The sequence below is a fragment of the Finegoldia magna ATCC 53516 genome (assembly GCF_000159695.1).
GTDB lineage: Bacteria > Bacillota > Clostridia > Tissierellales > Peptoniphilaceae > Finegoldia > Finegoldia magna_F.
Genome location: NZ_CM000955.1, coordinates 1,412,968 through 1,428,602, shown reverse-complemented (window position 1 = coordinate 1,428,602; position 15,635 = coordinate 1,412,968). Strand labels below are relative to the sequence as shown.

Here is a 15,635-nt window from a genome sequence, read left to right as displayed (position 1 = left end):
AATCTCCTCAAAAATAGTCGGAAATCATAGACTCCCGACTAATGCTATTTTAATTTAGTTATGCTCATTCCATCATCAATTGGAATTATAGTTGTATCATATTTTGAACTATCAGAAATAATTTCCAAAAATTCTCTTAATCTCTTAACGATTGTTATCTTTCTGTGTCTGTGTTCATAAAATTCTTTCTCGCATACCATCCCTCTGAACAAAACATTGTCGCATACAATAACAGAATTCTTGTTAGATAATCGAACAGCTTCTTCGAAATATTTTATATATTGTCCTTTAGCAGCATCGATAAATATCAGATCAAATTTTGTATCCATATTTTTCATAACTTCATATCCGTCGCCAAATATCAATTCAATATCATCATAGCCGTACTTTTTGAAGTTTTCCCTGGCAAAATTTGCATTTTTTTCGTAATTTTCAACTGTAGTAATCTTTGCACCAGGACAAGTTTTTTTCATAATAATCGAGCTGTAACCAATAGCTGTCCCTATTTCTAGAATAGTTTTTGGTTGTTCCATCAGCAAAATCATCTTTAATAATTGTCTAACTTCTGCTTCAACTATTGGGATATGATTATTCTTAGCAAATTCTTCTAGCTCTAAAATAGTTTCATCGTCACTTTTTGATAATTGTCTTAAATAATCTTGTAGTTGTTCATTTACAATACTATTCATCTTCTAATTTAATGCCACCTTCTAATGCATCATAAACATCTTTCAAAATCATAGAAAATCTTGCATCTGCTTGTAAATAAGCTGCTATTTCGTGATTTGTCATTATAATATTTTGTAAGTTTTGAAGTTTTTGTACATCTTCAGGATCTTCTTTTCCTGTTTGTTGAATTTTTAATTGATATTCAAACAAATGCTTTTTAAAATCATCTATCATATTTTTGTTAGTTTCATTCTTTTTATAAACTTCTTTGTGAAGTTTTTTAAGTTCTTGAAACTCTGGAGAATTGTTCAGCATTTGTGCCAATTCTTCAGCTTTTTTCTTATATTCCATATTATACCTCCATTATTACTGGCAATATCATTGGATTTCTCTTAATTTCTTGATATAAGAATTTCTTTAATGTTTCTCTTATATTGTGTTTAAGAGTAGACCAATCATAAATATTTTTTGTATAACATTCATCTAAAACTTTTTGTACAACAGATTTGCAATCTTCCATTAAATCATTATTTTCTTTTACATATACAAATCCTCTTGAAATGATGTCAGGCCCAGCTATCACTTCTTTATTTCTAGCATCTAAAGTAATTACGACAACTATTAGACCATCTTCTGATAAGTGTCTTCTGTCTCGTAATACCACATTTCCGACATCACCTACTCCAAGTCCATCTACTAAAATATTACTTGCAAATTTAGTGTCTACAAGGTTAATGCTTTTTCTAGTAAATTCTATTGTATTACCATTATCAGCGATAACTATATCTTTTTCTTTCATTCCAAGATCAAGCGCTAAGTTCGCATGACACTTCAGATGTCTCATTTCACCGTGAAGTGGAACAAAAAATTTAGGTCTAACTAATGAATGCATCAATTTCAATTCTTCTTGACAAGCGTGTCCACTTACATGGACATCTGCCAACGAAGAATAAATAACCTTAACACCCATTTCCATTAATTTATTGATAACTGAACTAACTTGGTTATCATTTCCTGGAATTGGTGTTGCAGATAAAATAACTGTATCTGTAGGGTCCAAGTGAACTTTTCTATGAGTTCCATTAGCCATTCTTGTCATTGCGCTCATTGGCTCTCCTTGAGAACCTGTTGTTAGAAGAACTATTTCGTTTGGACGGTATCTGTTGATATCATTAATATCAATAATAGTTTTTTCATTAACTTTAATGTATCCCAATTCACGCGCAACATTAACAGTGTTAATCATTGATCTACCCGAAAGCGCCACCCTCTTATTGAAATGTTCAGCCGCTGAAATAACTTGTTGAATTCTGTGGACATTAGACGCGAATGTAGCTACAATTATTCTAGCAGGTGCATCATCAAATAAATTTATAAATGTTTTTCCAACGCTTTTTTCGCTTAAAGTATAACCTTGCCTTTCAACATTTGTACTATCAGCAAAAAGTGCAAGGACACCTTTATTTCCTATGGCAGCTATTCTTCCAAAATCCATTCTATTGTTATCAATTGGAGTGTAGTCAATTTTGAAATCACCGGTAAAGAACAAAACTCCCACAGGAGTTGTTATTGATAAACTTGCAGCATCAGGAATTGAGTGACATACTTTTACAAATTCTACGCTAAACGCCCCAAGTTTTATTGATTTTTTGTAATCAACTGTATGAAGTGACTTCAAGCTTAACTTGTGCTCCAATATTTTATTTTCTAAAAGTCCCATTGTAAGTTTTGTACCATACACAGGAACATCTAGTTTTTTTAATACATAAGGAATTGCCCCGATATGATCTTCGTGTCCGTGAGTAATTACAATGCCTCTAATTTTTTCCTTATTTTTTTCTAGATAAGAAATATCTGGGATTACTATATCAACTCCCAACATTTCTTCATCTGGAAATGTCATTCCACAATCCACAACAATAATATCATCTTTGTATTCAATTACTGTCATGTTCTTTCCGATTTCGTTAAGTCCTCCTAGTGGAATAACTTTTAATTTATCAATATTCTTTTTTGCCATTTATTTCTCCTCATTTTTCATTTTTTCTTGGCAATCAGAACATATTCCATAAAACTTTAAATCGTGATTTTGGATATCGAAGTTGTAATCCTTGCTGATTTGTTTTTCGATATCTTCCAATAAATCGTATTTTACTTCATCAACTTTTCCACAATTTGTACATATTATATGGTGATGATGATGGTCTTCATCCTCATCAACCAATTCATATCTGTATCTTTTATCATCAAAATCTAACTTGTAAACCAAGTTTAGTTCTTCAAAAATTAATAAAGTTCTATAAACCGTAGCTATACCAATTTCCGGATCTTTTTTGCTTACTATTTCGTTCAATTCTTCCGGAGATAAGTGTGAATCCATATTTTCTAACAATGCTTCAAAAATTACTTCTCTTTGCTTAGTAACTTTGTATCCGGCATTGATTAGCCTAGTTTTCAATGTTTCTATGTTCATTATTGCTCCTTTTGTGAATTCATTAAATCTTCGTATATTTCGATAGCATCGTTTAATTCTTGCTCGTTTTCTAATCCAATAAATTCAACTTGTTCATCATTTTCAATATATTTCAAAATAACATTCTCACCATTTGATACATCTTCTAATACGCAATAATTATCATCGTCCATACCAAATGTATTGATTATTTTAAATTCTTTTTCATTGTTTTTTTCATCGTATAATTTTATAGTTTCCATAATTATCTTCCCATATCCAAATAAGTTTGCAGAATATAAGTAGCTGCAACACTATCAATTACATCTTTCCTTTTTTTTCTTGATACATTTTGTTCTATCAATACTCTTGTAGCACTGACAGTTGTTAGTCTCTCGTCAACATATTCAATGTCCAAATCAGTGTGTTTTCTTAGTTCTTTTACAAATGTTTTAACTTTTTTAGCTTGAGGGCCAATAGTATTATTCATGTTTTTAGGTAGACCTACTATAATTTTACTGACTTCTTTTTCTTTGATTATATCATTTATGATTTCTATGTCTTCAATCTTACTTTTTCTCTTGATAGTCATCAAAGATTGGGCAGTCAATAAAAATGGATCACTTATCGCGACACCAATAGTTCTATCTCCCACATCAAGTCCAATATATCTTTCCATAATTACTTACATATTTTGAGAGCTGTTACAAGTAACAGCTCTACATTATCCTCTATTTATCTATTTCGTTCAAATAAACTTCTAACATTTCTCCCAATAAATCATCTCGATCTATTTGTCTAATCAAATTTCTCGCATTATTAAAGCTTGTAATGTAAGTAGGATCTCCTGATAATATATATCCAATAATTTGATTTTTAGGATCATACCCTTTTTCTTCTAAAGCTAGGTAAACTTTCTTCAAAGTTTCCTTTATTGATTTCTGTTCAAGTTTTGATGCTTCAAATCTAACCGTATGGTTTAAATCCTTACCTTCCATTTTTTGCCTCCTTTAAGCATTAATTTTTGATTTTACTGTTTCAATTCCCTTTTGTAGTGCTTCATCAACTTTGGAACTATCTTTTGCACCAGCTTGTGCAAAATCTTTACGTCCTCCGCCATTACCACCGCATACTTTGGCAACTTCTCTAACAATATCTCCGGCAAATACACCTTTCTTAACTGCTGAGTCCGTAACTAAAGTTATAAATGATACTTTTGATTCATCCGAATTAGCTAGTATTACAACCCCATCTTCTAATTTTGATTTAATATTTTCTCCAAAATCTCTAAAAGAATTATTGTCCAAACCACTTAACGCAAATACACAAACTTTTGTGCCGTCAATGTCTACAGCATCTTCAATAACTGAATCAATATTTGAAGATAAATCCTTATTTGTTATATCTTTAAGTTTTTTCTTCAATTCTTTAATTTCTTCAGTGTTCATTTCAATTCTTCTTGTGATTTCATCTTCGTTAGATGCCTTTAATGAATGCTTTACAGTATCAATCAAACTATCTCTTTCATTTAAATATTTGTACACTGCACGACCAGTAATTGCTTCAATTCTTCTAACACCTGCCGCTACACTTGATTCGGAAAGTATTTTTAACATTTGAATATCACTTGTTGTCTTAACGTGAGTTCCTCCACATAATTCTTTGGAATAATCTCCCATTTGTACAACCCTTACAACATCTTGATACTTATCTTCGAAAAGACCTCTAGCTCCGATTGATTGAGATTGTTCTAATGACATTTCATCAATTTTAACAGGAATACCTAAAGCTATTTTTTCATTTACAATTTGTTCAACTTTTTCTAATTGTTCTTTAGTAACTGCTTCAAAATGTGTAATATCAAATCTTAATCTTTCTCCATCAACGTAAGAACCAGCTTGATTTACGTGATCTCCTACAACATCCTTTAATGCTTGATGCAATAAGTGTGTTGCAGAGTGATTTTTCATAATATCTCTTCTATTAAGTTCATCTACTTCGATCGTAACTTTATCTCCTACATTTAAGCTTCCTTCGATAACTTTTACGTAGTGTAGGAATACTTTCTTGCCAGTTTTCTTAGTGTCGTACACTTCAGCTTTGAAATTATCATTGTAGATAATTCCCTTATCGCCTACTTGACCTCCGCCTTCTCCATAGAAAGTTGTACAATCTAATAGTATTATACCCATTTGTCCGGCGTTTAAATTATTTTCATCTTCTCCGTAGATTTCGATAACTTCACTTTCATCTTTCAAAGAATCATATCCATCAAATTTTGTTTCAGGAAGTCCTTCTCCATATTTTTTATCAGATGACCAACCCATATTGGATTCATTTCTTGATCCTCTGGCCCTTTCTTTTTGTTCTTCCATTAATTTTTTGAATTCATCTTCATCTACAGTTTTGTTGACTTCACCAACCAATTCCTTAGTTAAATCTATAGGGAATCCATAAGTGTCATATAATTTAAATGCATTTTCTCCACTGAATACATCTGAATCAGTTTCTTTTAACATAGAATCTAATATGCTCAAACCTAAATCCAAAGTTTCTTGGAATTTCTTTTCTTCGGCATTAGCTATTTTTACAATTCTATCTCTTTCTTCTTTTAATTCAGGATATCCAGATTCATAAACTTTAATGCAAGAATCTATAACTTTTTCTATAAAACTGTCGTTTATTCCCAACAATTTTCCGTGTCTACAAGCTCTTCTTATAAGTCTTCTTAGTACATATCCTCTTTGCTCATTGCTTGGAATAACACCATCATATATTAAAAATGTCATGGCACGTACGTGGTCAGCAATAATTCTGATTGACACGTCGTTTTGATGATTTTCTTTGTATTTTACGCCTGAAATTTCTTCAATAGTTTTGATTATATCTTTTACTAATCCAATTTCAAAAATATTATCAGCATTTTCCAAAACCATTGTAATTCTTTCAAGACCCATACCAGTATCTATATTTGGATGAGCAATTCTTTCGTATTTTCCGTCAGCAGTTTTGTTAAATTGTGTGAATACCAAATTCCATACTTCCAAGAATCTTTCGCCCTCATCACCAGGTTTTGCATCTTCTCTAGGGTCAAATTCAAATCCTCTATCCACGTGAATTTCAGAACATGGTCCACAAGGTCCTTGATCTAATTCCCAGAAGTTATCACCTTTTCCTAATTTAACAACTCTTTCTGGACTTACTCCTACTTCATTTACCCAAATATTATAAGCTTCTTCGTCTTCTTCATATACAGTTATCCACAAGATATCTTTTGGAACTTCTAATTCATTTGTTAAAAAGTCCCAAGCCCATGTAATGGCTTCTTTTTTGAAATAATCTCCAAAAGAGAAATTACCAAGCATTTCAAAAAATGTACCATGCCTTTGAGTCTTTCCTACTTCGTCAATATCTGCTGTTCTGATACATCTTTGTGAAGATGTTGCCCTGTCTTTTTTTAATTTTTTCTCACCTGTAAAATACTTTTTCAAAGGTGCCATTCCAGCATTTATAAGTAAAAGACTTTTATCATCTTGTGGTATAAGAGGAAATGATTTGATAACAAGATGTCCTCTTTCCCCAAAATAATTTAAGAATTTTTTTCTAATTTCATTTAAACCGTAATCTTTCATTATAACCTCACTAATTTTTAAAAAACATTTTAATCTTATCTTTAAAATGTAAATATAATATTTTAACTGTAGCAACGAATGGAACTGAAAGAATCATACCCACAACTCCAAACATTCCTCCACCTATAATCAAACTAACAATTACTAACAATGGATTAATTCCAATTTTTGAACCTAATAATTTAGGTGCTAGAATATTATTTTCAACCCATTGAATAGAAACAAATACAACTACTACAACTATCGCTTTTAATGGACTGTCCAAAAAAGCCAAAATAAAAGCTGGAGTAACCGCTATAAAAGGACCAATATATGGAATAATATCGCCTACCATTGTAAGTATTCCAATTATAATTGCAAAATCGACTTTCATAATGATTAAGGCAATCGCAGTCAAGACTCCTACAAAAATTGCCATAATTAATCTGCCACGAATAAATTCACTGTAAGCTTTATCCATATCAGAACAAATACTCAAAAATTTATCTTTATTTTCATTTGGTATGAATCCCATTATAAAGTCAATGCATTTTTCTTTATCTAAAAGCATATAAAAGCTTACAACTGGAACTAAAACAATTCTAAGTAAATTACTAAATATATTTCCCGTAACATTTCCTGTTTGGGATAATTTGTCCAATATTGAAGTTTGGATAGTTCCAAGCTTTTGATTAATTGTTTGCATTGCGTTGGACATAATTTTGCTAACATTCGGATATTCCTTAAATATTTTATTGTTAAGAGCATTTAATTTCACAGAAATATCCGACATAAAGCCAGGTAAGCTTATTATCATATTTTTTATTTGTTGTATAGTTTGTGGAACAACAATCATCCCCAATAAAATAATCAAAAGGATTACTATAACGTAAATGATTAAAATAGCTATTGACCTTTTAACTCCTTTGTTTTCAATATATTTTACCAAAGGATTTATAATATATGAAAGTACTATTCCTATCAATAAAGTATTAATTGTATGATATATGATTGGATATTTTGAAAATAAAGCTGCAATTCCCAGCAATATAAGTATTAATATGGTAGTCTTTTTTATTTTATGAAAATTAAATACAATTTTGTATTTTTCGTCTACTTTACTATTTCCCACAGTAATTAGAAAATAAGTTCCAAAAACCATGAAAATAATAGTTATAAATATTAAAGCGTTACGCAAAAATTCAGAATTAATAAGCATATCTATTTCTCTTTGCTAATTAAATCTTGCAAACTCACGTTTTTAATGCTGTTAATCATATCATCATGCATTTGAGTCCAAATAAGCCTAGATGGACAAGTGTCTTCTCTTGAACAAAGTCCGGGAACTGCAGAACATTCTGTCACTCCAAAAAATTCTTCTAAACACTCCAAAATTTCAGCTACTGAAATTTCTTTTGGAGATTTTTTCAATAAATAACCGCCTTGTACACCTCTAACTGAAATCACTAAATCTTGTTTTTTCAATTCTCGTATAAGTTGTTCTAAATAATTATTACTCAGTCCTGTGGCTTTAGATATTTCATTCAAACTAACTGGATTATCTCCATATTTTTTGCCTAAATATATCATAGCCGCAAGTCCATATCTTCCTCTCGTAGATAATCTCATAAGCCCTCCTATTTATGATAAATTTTATCATAGTAAAATAGTTGTGTAAATATCCTATTGCAATAATAATAGTAGATTAAGAAAACTCAATCTACTATTACCAAAATTATTTTACAATTATATTAAAAATTCTACCTTTTACATAAATTTTCTTAACTACGTTTTTGCCTTCAAGATATTTTGCTACAACATCATCTGCAATAGCTTTTTCAAAAACTTCATCTTCAGAAGCATCTCTAGATATCTCTACAGTTGCTCTTAGCTTACCATTTACTTGGATAGGAAGCTCTATTACATCCAAAATAGTTTTCGATTCGTCATATTCTGGCCAACTAGCTTCGTGAACATATCCTTCATATCCCATTCTTTGCCAAATTTCTTCTGTGATATGAGGACAAACTGGATTTAATAATATCAAGAATATCTTGAATTGTTCTTCGGAAATTTTATCTAAGTTGTTGAATTCATTCAATAATGTCATAAGTTGAGCGATTGCTGTATTAAATTTCAAGTTTTCATAATCTTCTGAAACTTTTTTAATAGTTTGATGAACCAAAGTTTCCATTTTTTCAAAATTAGAATCTCCATCAACTAATTCTTGCGTTCTCCAAACTTTATCCAAGAATTTTCTGCAACCTTTAACACCATTTTCAGACCAAGGAGCTGATTTTTCAAAATCTCCAATGAACATTTCATAGCATCTCAAAGTATCTGCACCAAAATCTCTGACGATATCATCCGGATTTACAACATTACCACGAGACTTACTCATTTTTTCGTTGTTGTCACCTAAAATCATTCCATGGCTAGTTCTCTTCATATATGGTTCTTTTGTAGGAACTACTCCAATATCATACAAGAATTTGTGCCAAAATCTTGAATACAATAAGTGAAGTGTAGTGTGTTCCATTCCGCCGTTATACCAGTCAACTGGAACATAATAGTCCAAGTTTTCTTTACTTGCTATCGCTTCGTCGTTGTGTGGATCAGTATATCTCAAATAATACCAAGAAGATCCTGCCCATTGTGGCATAGTATCAGTTTCTCTTACAGCATCTCTACCGCATTTTGGACATTTTGTATGAACAAATTCATCTATATTTGATAGTGGGGATTCTCCATTATCTGTTGGTTCATAATTATCAACCTTAGGCAATACTAGTGGTAAATCTTTTTCTTCCAAAGGAACCCATCCACAATGTTCACAGTAAACCAATGGAATTGGTTCTCCCCAATATCTTTGTCTAGAAAATACCCAGTCTCTCAATTTGTAGTTTGTTTTCTTGTGACCTATTTCTTTTTCTTCAATGTATTCATACATTTTTTCTTTTGCTTCATCTACACTCAAACCATTTAAAAATTCAGAATTAATAAGATTTCCTTCATTTGTTTCAGTGAATGCAGAATTTTCTATGTCAGATCCTTCAATTACAGGAATCATTTCGATGTTGAATTTTTTAGCGAATTCGTAGTCTCTGTCATCGTGCGCTGGAACTGCCATAATAGCACCTGTTCCATAAGTCATCAATACATAATCTGATACATAAACAGGAATTTCTTTGCTAGTCAAAGGATTAATCGCTGTCAATCCATCAATTTTATATCCTGTCTTTTCTTTAGATAAATCCGTTCTTTCTAATTCCGATTTCTTAGCAACTTCTTGTCTGTAACTTCTGATTTCTTCGATGTTTTTAATTTGAGCGCTATATTTTTCAATTAAAGGATGATCAACTGAAATAACCATGTAAGTTGCACCAAATATAGTATCTGCTCTTGTTGTAAAAACAGTAATTTTTTCGTCAACTTCTTTTATTGAAAAATTAATTTCTGCACCGTATGATCTTCCAATCCAGTTGATTTGTTGCGATTTTATTCTATCCAAATAATCGACATCTTTTAAATCATCTATAAGTCTATCAGCGTATTCAGTAATCTTAAGCATCCATTGATTCTTAACTTTTCTGATTACTTCACCGCCACATCTTTCGCAGTGACCGTTAATTACTTCTTCATTTGCAAGTCCTGTTTTACATGAAGGACACCAGTTAATCGGCATTTCCTTTTTATAAGCAAGTCCTTTTTTAAACATTTGGATGAAAATCCATTGAGTCCATTTATAATAATCTGGGTCTGTTGTATTTATTTCTCTGTCCCAATCAAAAGAAAAACCTATTGATTGCATTTGTCTTTTGAAATTTTTGATGTTGTTTTCAGTAACAATTTCTGGTCTTATTTTATTTTTAATAGCAAAGTTTTCTGTAGGAAGTCCAAATGCATCCCATCCCATTGGATATAAAACATTATATCCTTGCATTCTTCTTTTTCTTGAAACAATGTCCAATGCAGTGTATGGTCTTGGATGACCTACGTGTAGTCCTTGTCCAGAAGGATAAGGAAACTCTACTAATGCGTAGAATTTTTCTTTTGATTTGTCATCAGAAGTCTTGAAAGTTTTGTTTTCTTCCCAATATTTTTGCCACTTTTTCTCAATTGAATTCGGATTATATCTATCCATTTTTACCTCCAAATAATAAAAAATTCGCCTCTTACATAGAAGAGACGAAATAAAATTCCGCGGTACCACTCTTATTGGTTAATCCCACTCAAATCTTTAACGCAGATATACGAATATTCTATTAATAAACAAGTTCAATAATCTCAAATATTGATTCGCACCAACCATCAATTCTCTGAAAATTTTTAATTATTTACTACTTTTATTCAAATATTATTATAAAAACTTATTACTATGATATCACATCACAGAATTAAATTCAATATTAGTATTCACAATGTCCAACAGTTCTTGGGAACGGAATGACATCTCTTATGTTTGACATTCCTGTCATATACATTACCATTCTTTCGAAACCTAATCCAAATCCACCGTGTTTAACTCCGCCATATTTTCTTAAATCAAGATACCATTTGTATTCTTCTTTGTTGAATCCTAATTCATCCATTTTCTTATCTAACAATTCGTATCTTTCTTCCCTTTGGCTTCCACCAATTAATTCACCAATTCCTGGAACTAAAAGGTCTGTTGCCGCAACTGTTTTATTGTCGTCGTTAAGTCTCATGTAGAACGCCTTGATTTCTTTTGGATAATCAGTAACGAATACTGGACCATCTACAACTTTTTCGCTCAAATACTTTTCGTGTTCTGTTTGTAAATCCATTCCCCATTCAACAGGATATTCGAATTTTTCTCCTGATTTTTGTAGAATTTCAACAGCTTCAGTGTAAGTTAATTTTTTGAATGATTTGTTTGCAACTTTTGTCAATCTTTCAATTAAGTTCTTGTCTACAAAACTGTTGAAGAATTTTATTTCTTCTTCACAATTTTCCATAACATCTTTTATGATATATCTAACCATATCTTCAGCCAAATTACATACATCATCCAAGTCAGCAAAACATATTTCAGGTTCCATCATCCAGAATTCTGCAGCATGTCTAGGAGTATTAGAATGTTCACTTCTGAAAGTTGGTCCAAATGTATACACATTTCTAAATGCTAATGCGTAAGCTTCTGCTTGTAATTGACCACTTACTGTTAAGTTAGTAGATTTTGAGAAGAAATCTTGTGAAAAATCAACATTTCCATCGTCATCTTTTGGAATATTATCTAAGTCCAATGTTGTAACTCTGAACATTTCTCCAGCACCTTCAGCATCACTGCCTGTTATTATTGGAGTATGGACATACACAAATCCTCTTTCATTAAAGAATTTATGAATAGCAAATGCCAATCTACTTCTAACTCTAAATACAGCATTAAATGTATTTGTTCTTGGTCTTAAATGTAAGATTGTTCTCAAAAATTCAAAAGTGTGTCTTTTCTTTTGTAGTGGATAATCATCTGTAGATTCTCCTTCTACAATTACTTTTGAAGCTTGAATTTCAAATGGTTGCTTAGAATTTGGAGTCAAAACTAATTTACCTACGACAATAATTGCTGAACTTAATTTTAGTTTTTCACTCTTTTCAAAATCTTCATTATCTTTTCCTACTACTATTTGAACTGGATTGAAAAAAGTTCCGTCGTTTAGTTCAATAAAACCAACATTTTTACTGAATCTTGAGTTTTTAATCCAACCTCCAACTTCAACTTCTTTGTCAGAATACTTTTCGTAATCTTTAATCAAATCTCTAATTAATATCATTCTTTACTCCTCGTTTTTTTATATATTTTGCTTTCATATCCAATATCTTTTGGATCGTAATATTTTTGATCTTTCAGTTCGTCTGGTAAATATTGTTGATACGAATCATCGTTATGTGGATATTTGTACCCAATTCCTCTGTCCAATGATTTTGCCCCACTGTAGTGTGCATCTTTCAAATGACTAGGAACATCGTAAATCTTGTTTTGGCGAATATCTTCCAAAGCCTTGTCAATTGCGACATAAGACGTATTCGATTTCTCACTAGATGCAAGATAAATTACCCCATTCGATAAATTTATCCTACATTCAGGTAGTCCTATTAAATTAACTGCATTGAACACATTGATAGCTACAGTCAAAGCTTCAGGATTTGCCAAACCAATATCTTCTGATGCGAAAATCACCATTCTTCTCGCGATAAATTTGGGATTTTCTCCGCTTTCAATCATTCTTGCTAAGTAATACAAAGCAGCGTCGATATCAGAACCTCTCATAGATTTAATGAATGCCGATATAACATTATAGTGATCTTCTTCTTTATCATATTTTAACACAGGTTTAAATACAGAATTTTTTATCGCATCTTCATCTATGATTAAACATCCATTAACTTGGTCTGTGCTTTCGACCGCAATTTCCAAAGCATTCAAGGCACTTCTTGCATCTCCATTTGCAGAATTGACAAGAACATCAATTGCTTTTTCATTGATTTGAATGTTCATTTCTCTTAGCTTTTTATCTTCTGTAAGCGCATTTTCTATGATATTTCTAATATCTGTATCAGTCAACGGTTTCAACTCGATAATTTGACATCTAGATAAAAGAGCCTTATTAACTTCAAAGAATGGATTTTCTGTAGTGGCACCTATCAAAGTAATTGTTCCATCTTCAACATATCCTAAAAGTGCGTCTTGCTGTGATTTATTAAATCTGTGAATTTCGTCTATAAACAAAACAGTCTTTTTATTATACATGCTCAAATTATTTTTTGCAGTTGAGATGACTTCCCTAATATCTTTAACTCCACTAGAAATAGCAGATAATCTTTCGAACAATGAATTAGTTTGATTTGAGATTATTTCTGCCAATGTCGTTTTTCCAGTTCCAGGTGGACCATAAAAAATCATGGAAGGAATTTTATCAGCCTTTATCAATCTATTCAAAAGCTTTCCTTCTCCAACCACATGGGATTGGCCAAAATACTTATCCAAACTTTTAGGTCTGAGTCTATTTGCTAACGGCGAACTATTTTCTTTTTGTAATTGTAAATTATATTCAAATAAATCCAAAATATTTCCCCTTTAACATTTATTTTATTTATATCTTACCACAAAAACTAAATATCGTTAAATAAAAATTAAAGGTCGGATAATTACCCGACCTTATTCATTATCTAATTTTGATATTTCTTCGTTAAAAGATTTAACATCTGTAAATTCTCTATACACAGAAGCAAAACGAATATATGCCACCTTGTCAATTTTCTTAAGCTTTTTCATTATTAATTCACCTATTTCAGATGAATCTACCTCCCTTTTATTGCTATGCGTTAATTCAACTTCTATCTCTTTAGTAGCCTCAAGCAACACTGAATCTGGAACAGGTCTTTTTTCACATGACTTTTTCATTCCACGATACACTTTATCCCTATCAAAAGCTTCTCTATTTTTATCTTTTTTTACCACTGTAAGGTTATTAAAATCGTATCTTTCATAAGTGGTAAATCTTTTGTGACAAGAAATGCATTCTCTCCTTCGTCTAACTATCTTATCGTCTTCGGATGCTCTAGTATCTACAACTTTTGTATCAGATGCATTACAGAACGGACATTTCATTAGAATCCTCTTCTCTTCAAGAATGAAGGTATTTCTATATCGTCGTGATCTTTTTCAGAAGTTTCTTCTGATTTTTGAGAAACCGAATCAGATTTTTTGTTTGATTTTAATTTATTAGCCATTGGATTGTCAGAATCAAATCCTGTTGCAATAACAGTGATCTTGATATCATCGCCCAATGATTCATCAATACCAGCACCAAATATGATATTAGCATCTGGATCTACTTCTTCTCTGATTAATTCTGCAGCTTCATTAACTTCGAATAATCCTAATTCTTTTCCAGTAACGTTGATTAATACAGCTTTTGCTCCACCAATTGATGTTTCTAATAAAGGAGACTTAACTGCAAGTTTAGCAGCTTCCATAGCTCTGTTATCTCCGTTTGCTTTACCAATACCCATGTGAGCAATACCTTGGTTTAACATAATTGATCTAACATCTGCAAAGTCTAAGTTGATTAAGTTAGGTACAGCGATTAAATCAGAGATACCTTGAATACCATCCATAAGAACTTCGTCAGCCATCATGAAAGCTTCAGACATTGTAGTTCTCTTGTCTGAAATTTGTAACAATTTATCATTAGGAATTATTACCAAAGTATCAACTTTTCCCTTCAAAGCTTCAATACCTTGTTCAGCTTGCATTTGTCTTTTTCTTCCTTCAAATGTAAATGGTTTTGTTACAACACCAACTGTAAGTATTCCTTTTTCTTTTGCAATTTGAGCAACTATTGGTGCGGCACCAGTACCTGTTCCACCACCCATACCAGCAGTAACAAATACCATGTCTGTTTTGTCAAGTGCTTCTTCGATTTCGTTTCTACTTTCTTCAGCAGCTTTCATACCAACTGCAGGATTAGCTCCGGCTCCCAAACCCTTTGTAATCTTGCTTCCAATTTGCAATTTAGTATTAATATCTAAATTATTTAAAATTTGTTTGTCAGTATTAACTGCAACAAATTCTACACCTTGCAAGCCTTCTTCTTTCATTCTCTTTACGGCGTTATTTCCGCCGCCACCAACACCAATTACTTTGATTTTAGCTAAATCATTATCTTCTAGTTCCATATCAAAAGTCATAACATCCTCCTAATTTGTAATTAAAATTCCTTTTAATCTCTTTAACTTAATTATACTACAAGTTCAACAATATTTTTAATGACATCTAGTGTTTTTTCACTTCTCATTTTTATTGTACTTGTAGTATAATTTTTATTATATTTAATTATTTTTAGCTATATCTAGCTATTTCGTTTTGTATCTCAATC

15 protein-coding genes and 1 other annotated feature are annotated in these 15,635 nt (G+C 31.4%); all 15 genes read right to left on the bottom strand.

All coding sequences use genetic code 11. The features are described from left to right. Window positions 1–44: 44 nt before the first annotated feature. The 15 genes from HMPREF0391_RS06855 to ftsZ all read right to left on the bottom strand — a co-directional run bounded on the left by HMPREF0391_RS06855 (window position 45) and on the right by ftsZ (window position 15,447). Entirely contained in the window at window positions 45–689 is a 645-nt protein-coding gene (locus HMPREF0391_RS06855) for an O-methyltransferase (RefSeq protein WP_002836246.1), read from the bottom strand. Continuing rightward, window positions 682–1,020, bottom strand: a complete 339-nt coding sequence (locus HMPREF0391_RS06850; RefSeq protein ID WP_002836245.1) for a YlbF family regulator — start codon at window positions 1,018–1,020, stop codon at window positions 682–684. The genes HMPREF0391_RS06855 and HMPREF0391_RS06850 overlap by 8 nt, the downstream gene beginning before the upstream one ends. Window position 1,021: 1 nt before the next feature. Further along, window positions 1,022–2,689, bottom strand: coding sequence for a ribonuclease J (locus HMPREF0391_RS06845; protein ID WP_002836243.1), 1,668 nt, complete (start codon window positions 2,687–2,689; stop codon window positions 1,022–1,024). Beyond that, the gene (locus HMPREF0391_RS06840; protein ID WP_002836242.1) at window positions 2,690–3,142 is read right to left on the bottom strand and encodes a Fur family transcriptional regulator; all 453 of its coding nucleotides are present in this window, start codon (window positions 3,140–3,142) and stop codon (window positions 2,690–2,692) included. Continuing rightward, window positions 3,142–3,384: a DUF1292 domain-containing protein gene (locus tag HMPREF0391_RS06835; protein WP_002836240.1), complete on the bottom strand. Its 243-nt coding sequence runs from the start codon at window positions 3,382–3,384 to the stop codon at window positions 3,142–3,144. Before HMPREF0391_RS06835 ends, HMPREF0391_RS06840 begins: the two co-directional genes overlap by 1 nt. A 2-nt stretch (window positions 3,385–3,386) precedes the next feature. After that, complete coding sequence (gene ruvX, locus HMPREF0391_RS06830) at window positions 3,387–3,800, bottom strand: Holliday junction resolvase RuvX (RefSeq protein WP_002836239.1); 414 nt, start codon at window positions 3,798–3,800, stop codon at window positions 3,387–3,389. A gap of 52 nt (window positions 3,801–3,852) precedes the next feature. Next, on the bottom strand, window positions 3,853–4,119 hold the full coding sequence (locus tag HMPREF0391_RS06825) for an IreB family regulatory phosphoprotein (protein ID WP_002836238.1): 267 nt from the start codon (window positions 4,117–4,119) through the stop codon (window positions 3,853–3,855). Between the two features lie 12 nt (window positions 4,120–4,131). Continuing rightward, entirely contained in the window at window positions 4,132–6,753 is a 2,622-nt protein-coding gene (gene alaS, locus HMPREF0391_RS06820) for an alanine--tRNA ligase (RefSeq protein ID WP_002836237.1), read from the bottom strand. A 10-nt stretch (window positions 6,754–6,763) separates the two neighbouring features. After that, window positions 6,764–7,951, bottom strand: coding sequence for an AI-2E family transporter (locus HMPREF0391_RS06815; RefSeq protein WP_002836236.1), 1,188 nt, complete (start codon window positions 7,949–7,951; stop codon window positions 6,764–6,766). Between the two features lie 2 nt (window positions 7,952–7,953). Continuing rightward, a complete protein-coding gene (locus HMPREF0391_RS06810; protein ID WP_002836234.1) occupies window positions 7,954–8,361 on the bottom strand; it encodes an RrF2 family transcriptional regulator in 408 nt (135 codons plus the stop codon). Window positions 8,362–8,467: 106 nt separating this feature from the next. Beyond that, window positions 8,468–10,876, bottom strand: a complete 2,409-nt coding sequence (gene leuS, locus HMPREF0391_RS06805) for a leucine--tRNA ligase (RefSeq protein ID WP_002836232.1) — start codon at window positions 10,874–10,876, stop codon at window positions 8,468–8,470. A gap of 37 nt (window positions 10,877–10,913) precedes the next feature. Next, window positions 10,914–11,094 (bottom strand) — a binding site (T-box leader). Between the two features lie 47 nt (window positions 11,095–11,141). Then, window positions 11,142–12,527, bottom strand: a complete 1,386-nt coding sequence (gene asnS, locus HMPREF0391_RS06800) for an asparagine--tRNA ligase (RefSeq protein ID WP_002836231.1) — start codon at window positions 12,525–12,527, stop codon at window positions 11,142–11,144. After that, on the bottom strand, window positions 12,524–13,819 hold the full coding sequence (locus HMPREF0391_RS06795) for a replication-associated recombination protein A (protein ID WP_002836230.1): 1,296 nt from the start codon (window positions 13,817–13,819) through the stop codon (window positions 12,524–12,526). Before HMPREF0391_RS06795 ends, asnS begins: the two co-directional genes overlap by 4 nt. A gap of 93 nt (window positions 13,820–13,912) precedes the next feature. After that, complete coding sequence (gene nrdR / locus HMPREF0391_RS06790) at window positions 13,913–14,365, bottom strand: transcriptional regulator NrdR (protein ID WP_002836229.1); 453 nt, start codon at window positions 14,363–14,365, stop codon at window positions 13,913–13,915. Next, entirely contained in the window at window positions 14,365–15,447 is a 1,083-nt protein-coding gene (gene ftsZ, locus HMPREF0391_RS06785) for a cell division protein FtsZ (protein ID WP_002836226.1), read from the bottom strand. The genes nrdR and ftsZ overlap by 1 nt, the downstream gene beginning before the upstream one ends. Between the last annotated feature and the right edge of the window lie 188 nt (window positions 15,448–15,635).

What these genes read in the sequence shown, in the direction of transcription:
- alaS (WP_002836237.1), bottom strand. Translation starts at nt 6,753, where the DNA reads ATGAAAGATTACGGTTTAAATGAAATTAGAAAAAAATTCTTAAATTAT.
- leuS (WP_002836232.1), bottom strand. Translation starts at nt 10,876, where the DNA reads ATGGATAGATATAATCCGAATTCAATTGAGAAAAAGTGGCAAAAATAT.
- HMPREF0391_RS06855 (WP_002836246.1), bottom strand. Translation starts at nt 689, where the DNA reads ATGAATAGTATTGTAAATGAACAACTACAAGATTATTTAAGACAATTA.
- HMPREF0391_RS06850 (WP_002836245.1), bottom strand. Translation starts at nt 1,020, where the DNA reads ATGGAATATAAGAAAAAAGCTGAAGAATTGGCACAAATGCTGAACAAT.
- ruvX (WP_002836239.1), bottom strand. Translation starts at nt 3,800, where the DNA reads ATGGAAAGATATATTGGACTTGATGTGGGAGATAGAACTATTGGTGTC.
- nrdR (WP_002836229.1), bottom strand. Translation starts at nt 14,365, where the DNA reads ATGAAATGTCCGTTCTGTAATGCATCTGATACAAAAGTTGTAGATACT.
- HMPREF0391_RS06810 (WP_002836234.1), bottom strand. Translation starts at nt 8,361, where the DNA reads ATGAGATTATCTACGAGAGGAAGATATGGACTTGCGGCTATGATATAT.
- asnS (WP_002836231.1), bottom strand. Translation starts at nt 12,527, where the DNA reads ATGATATTAATTAGAGATTTGATTAAAGATTACGAAAAGTATTCTGAC.
- HMPREF0391_RS06840 (WP_002836242.1), bottom strand. Translation starts at nt 3,142, where the DNA reads ATGAACATAGAAACATTGAAAACTAGGCTAATCAATGCCGGATACAAA.
- HMPREF0391_RS06825 (WP_002836238.1), bottom strand. Translation starts at nt 4,119, where the DNA reads ATGGAAGGTAAGGATTTAAACCATACGGTTAGATTTGAAGCATCAAAA.
- HMPREF0391_RS06835 (WP_002836240.1), bottom strand. Translation starts at nt 3,384, where the DNA reads ATGGAAACTATAAAATTATACGATGAAAAAAACAATGAAAAAGAATTT.
- HMPREF0391_RS06845 (WP_002836243.1), bottom strand. Translation starts at nt 2,689, where the DNA reads ATGGCAAAAAAGAATATTGATAAATTAAAAGTTATTCCACTAGGAGGA.
- ftsZ (WP_002836226.1), bottom strand. Translation starts at nt 15,447, where the DNA reads ATGACTTTTGATATGGAACTAGAAGATAATGATTTAGCTAAAATCAAA.
- HMPREF0391_RS06815 (WP_002836236.1), bottom strand. Translation starts at nt 7,951, where the DNA reads ATGCTTATTAATTCTGAATTTTTGCGTAACGCTTTAATATTTATAACT.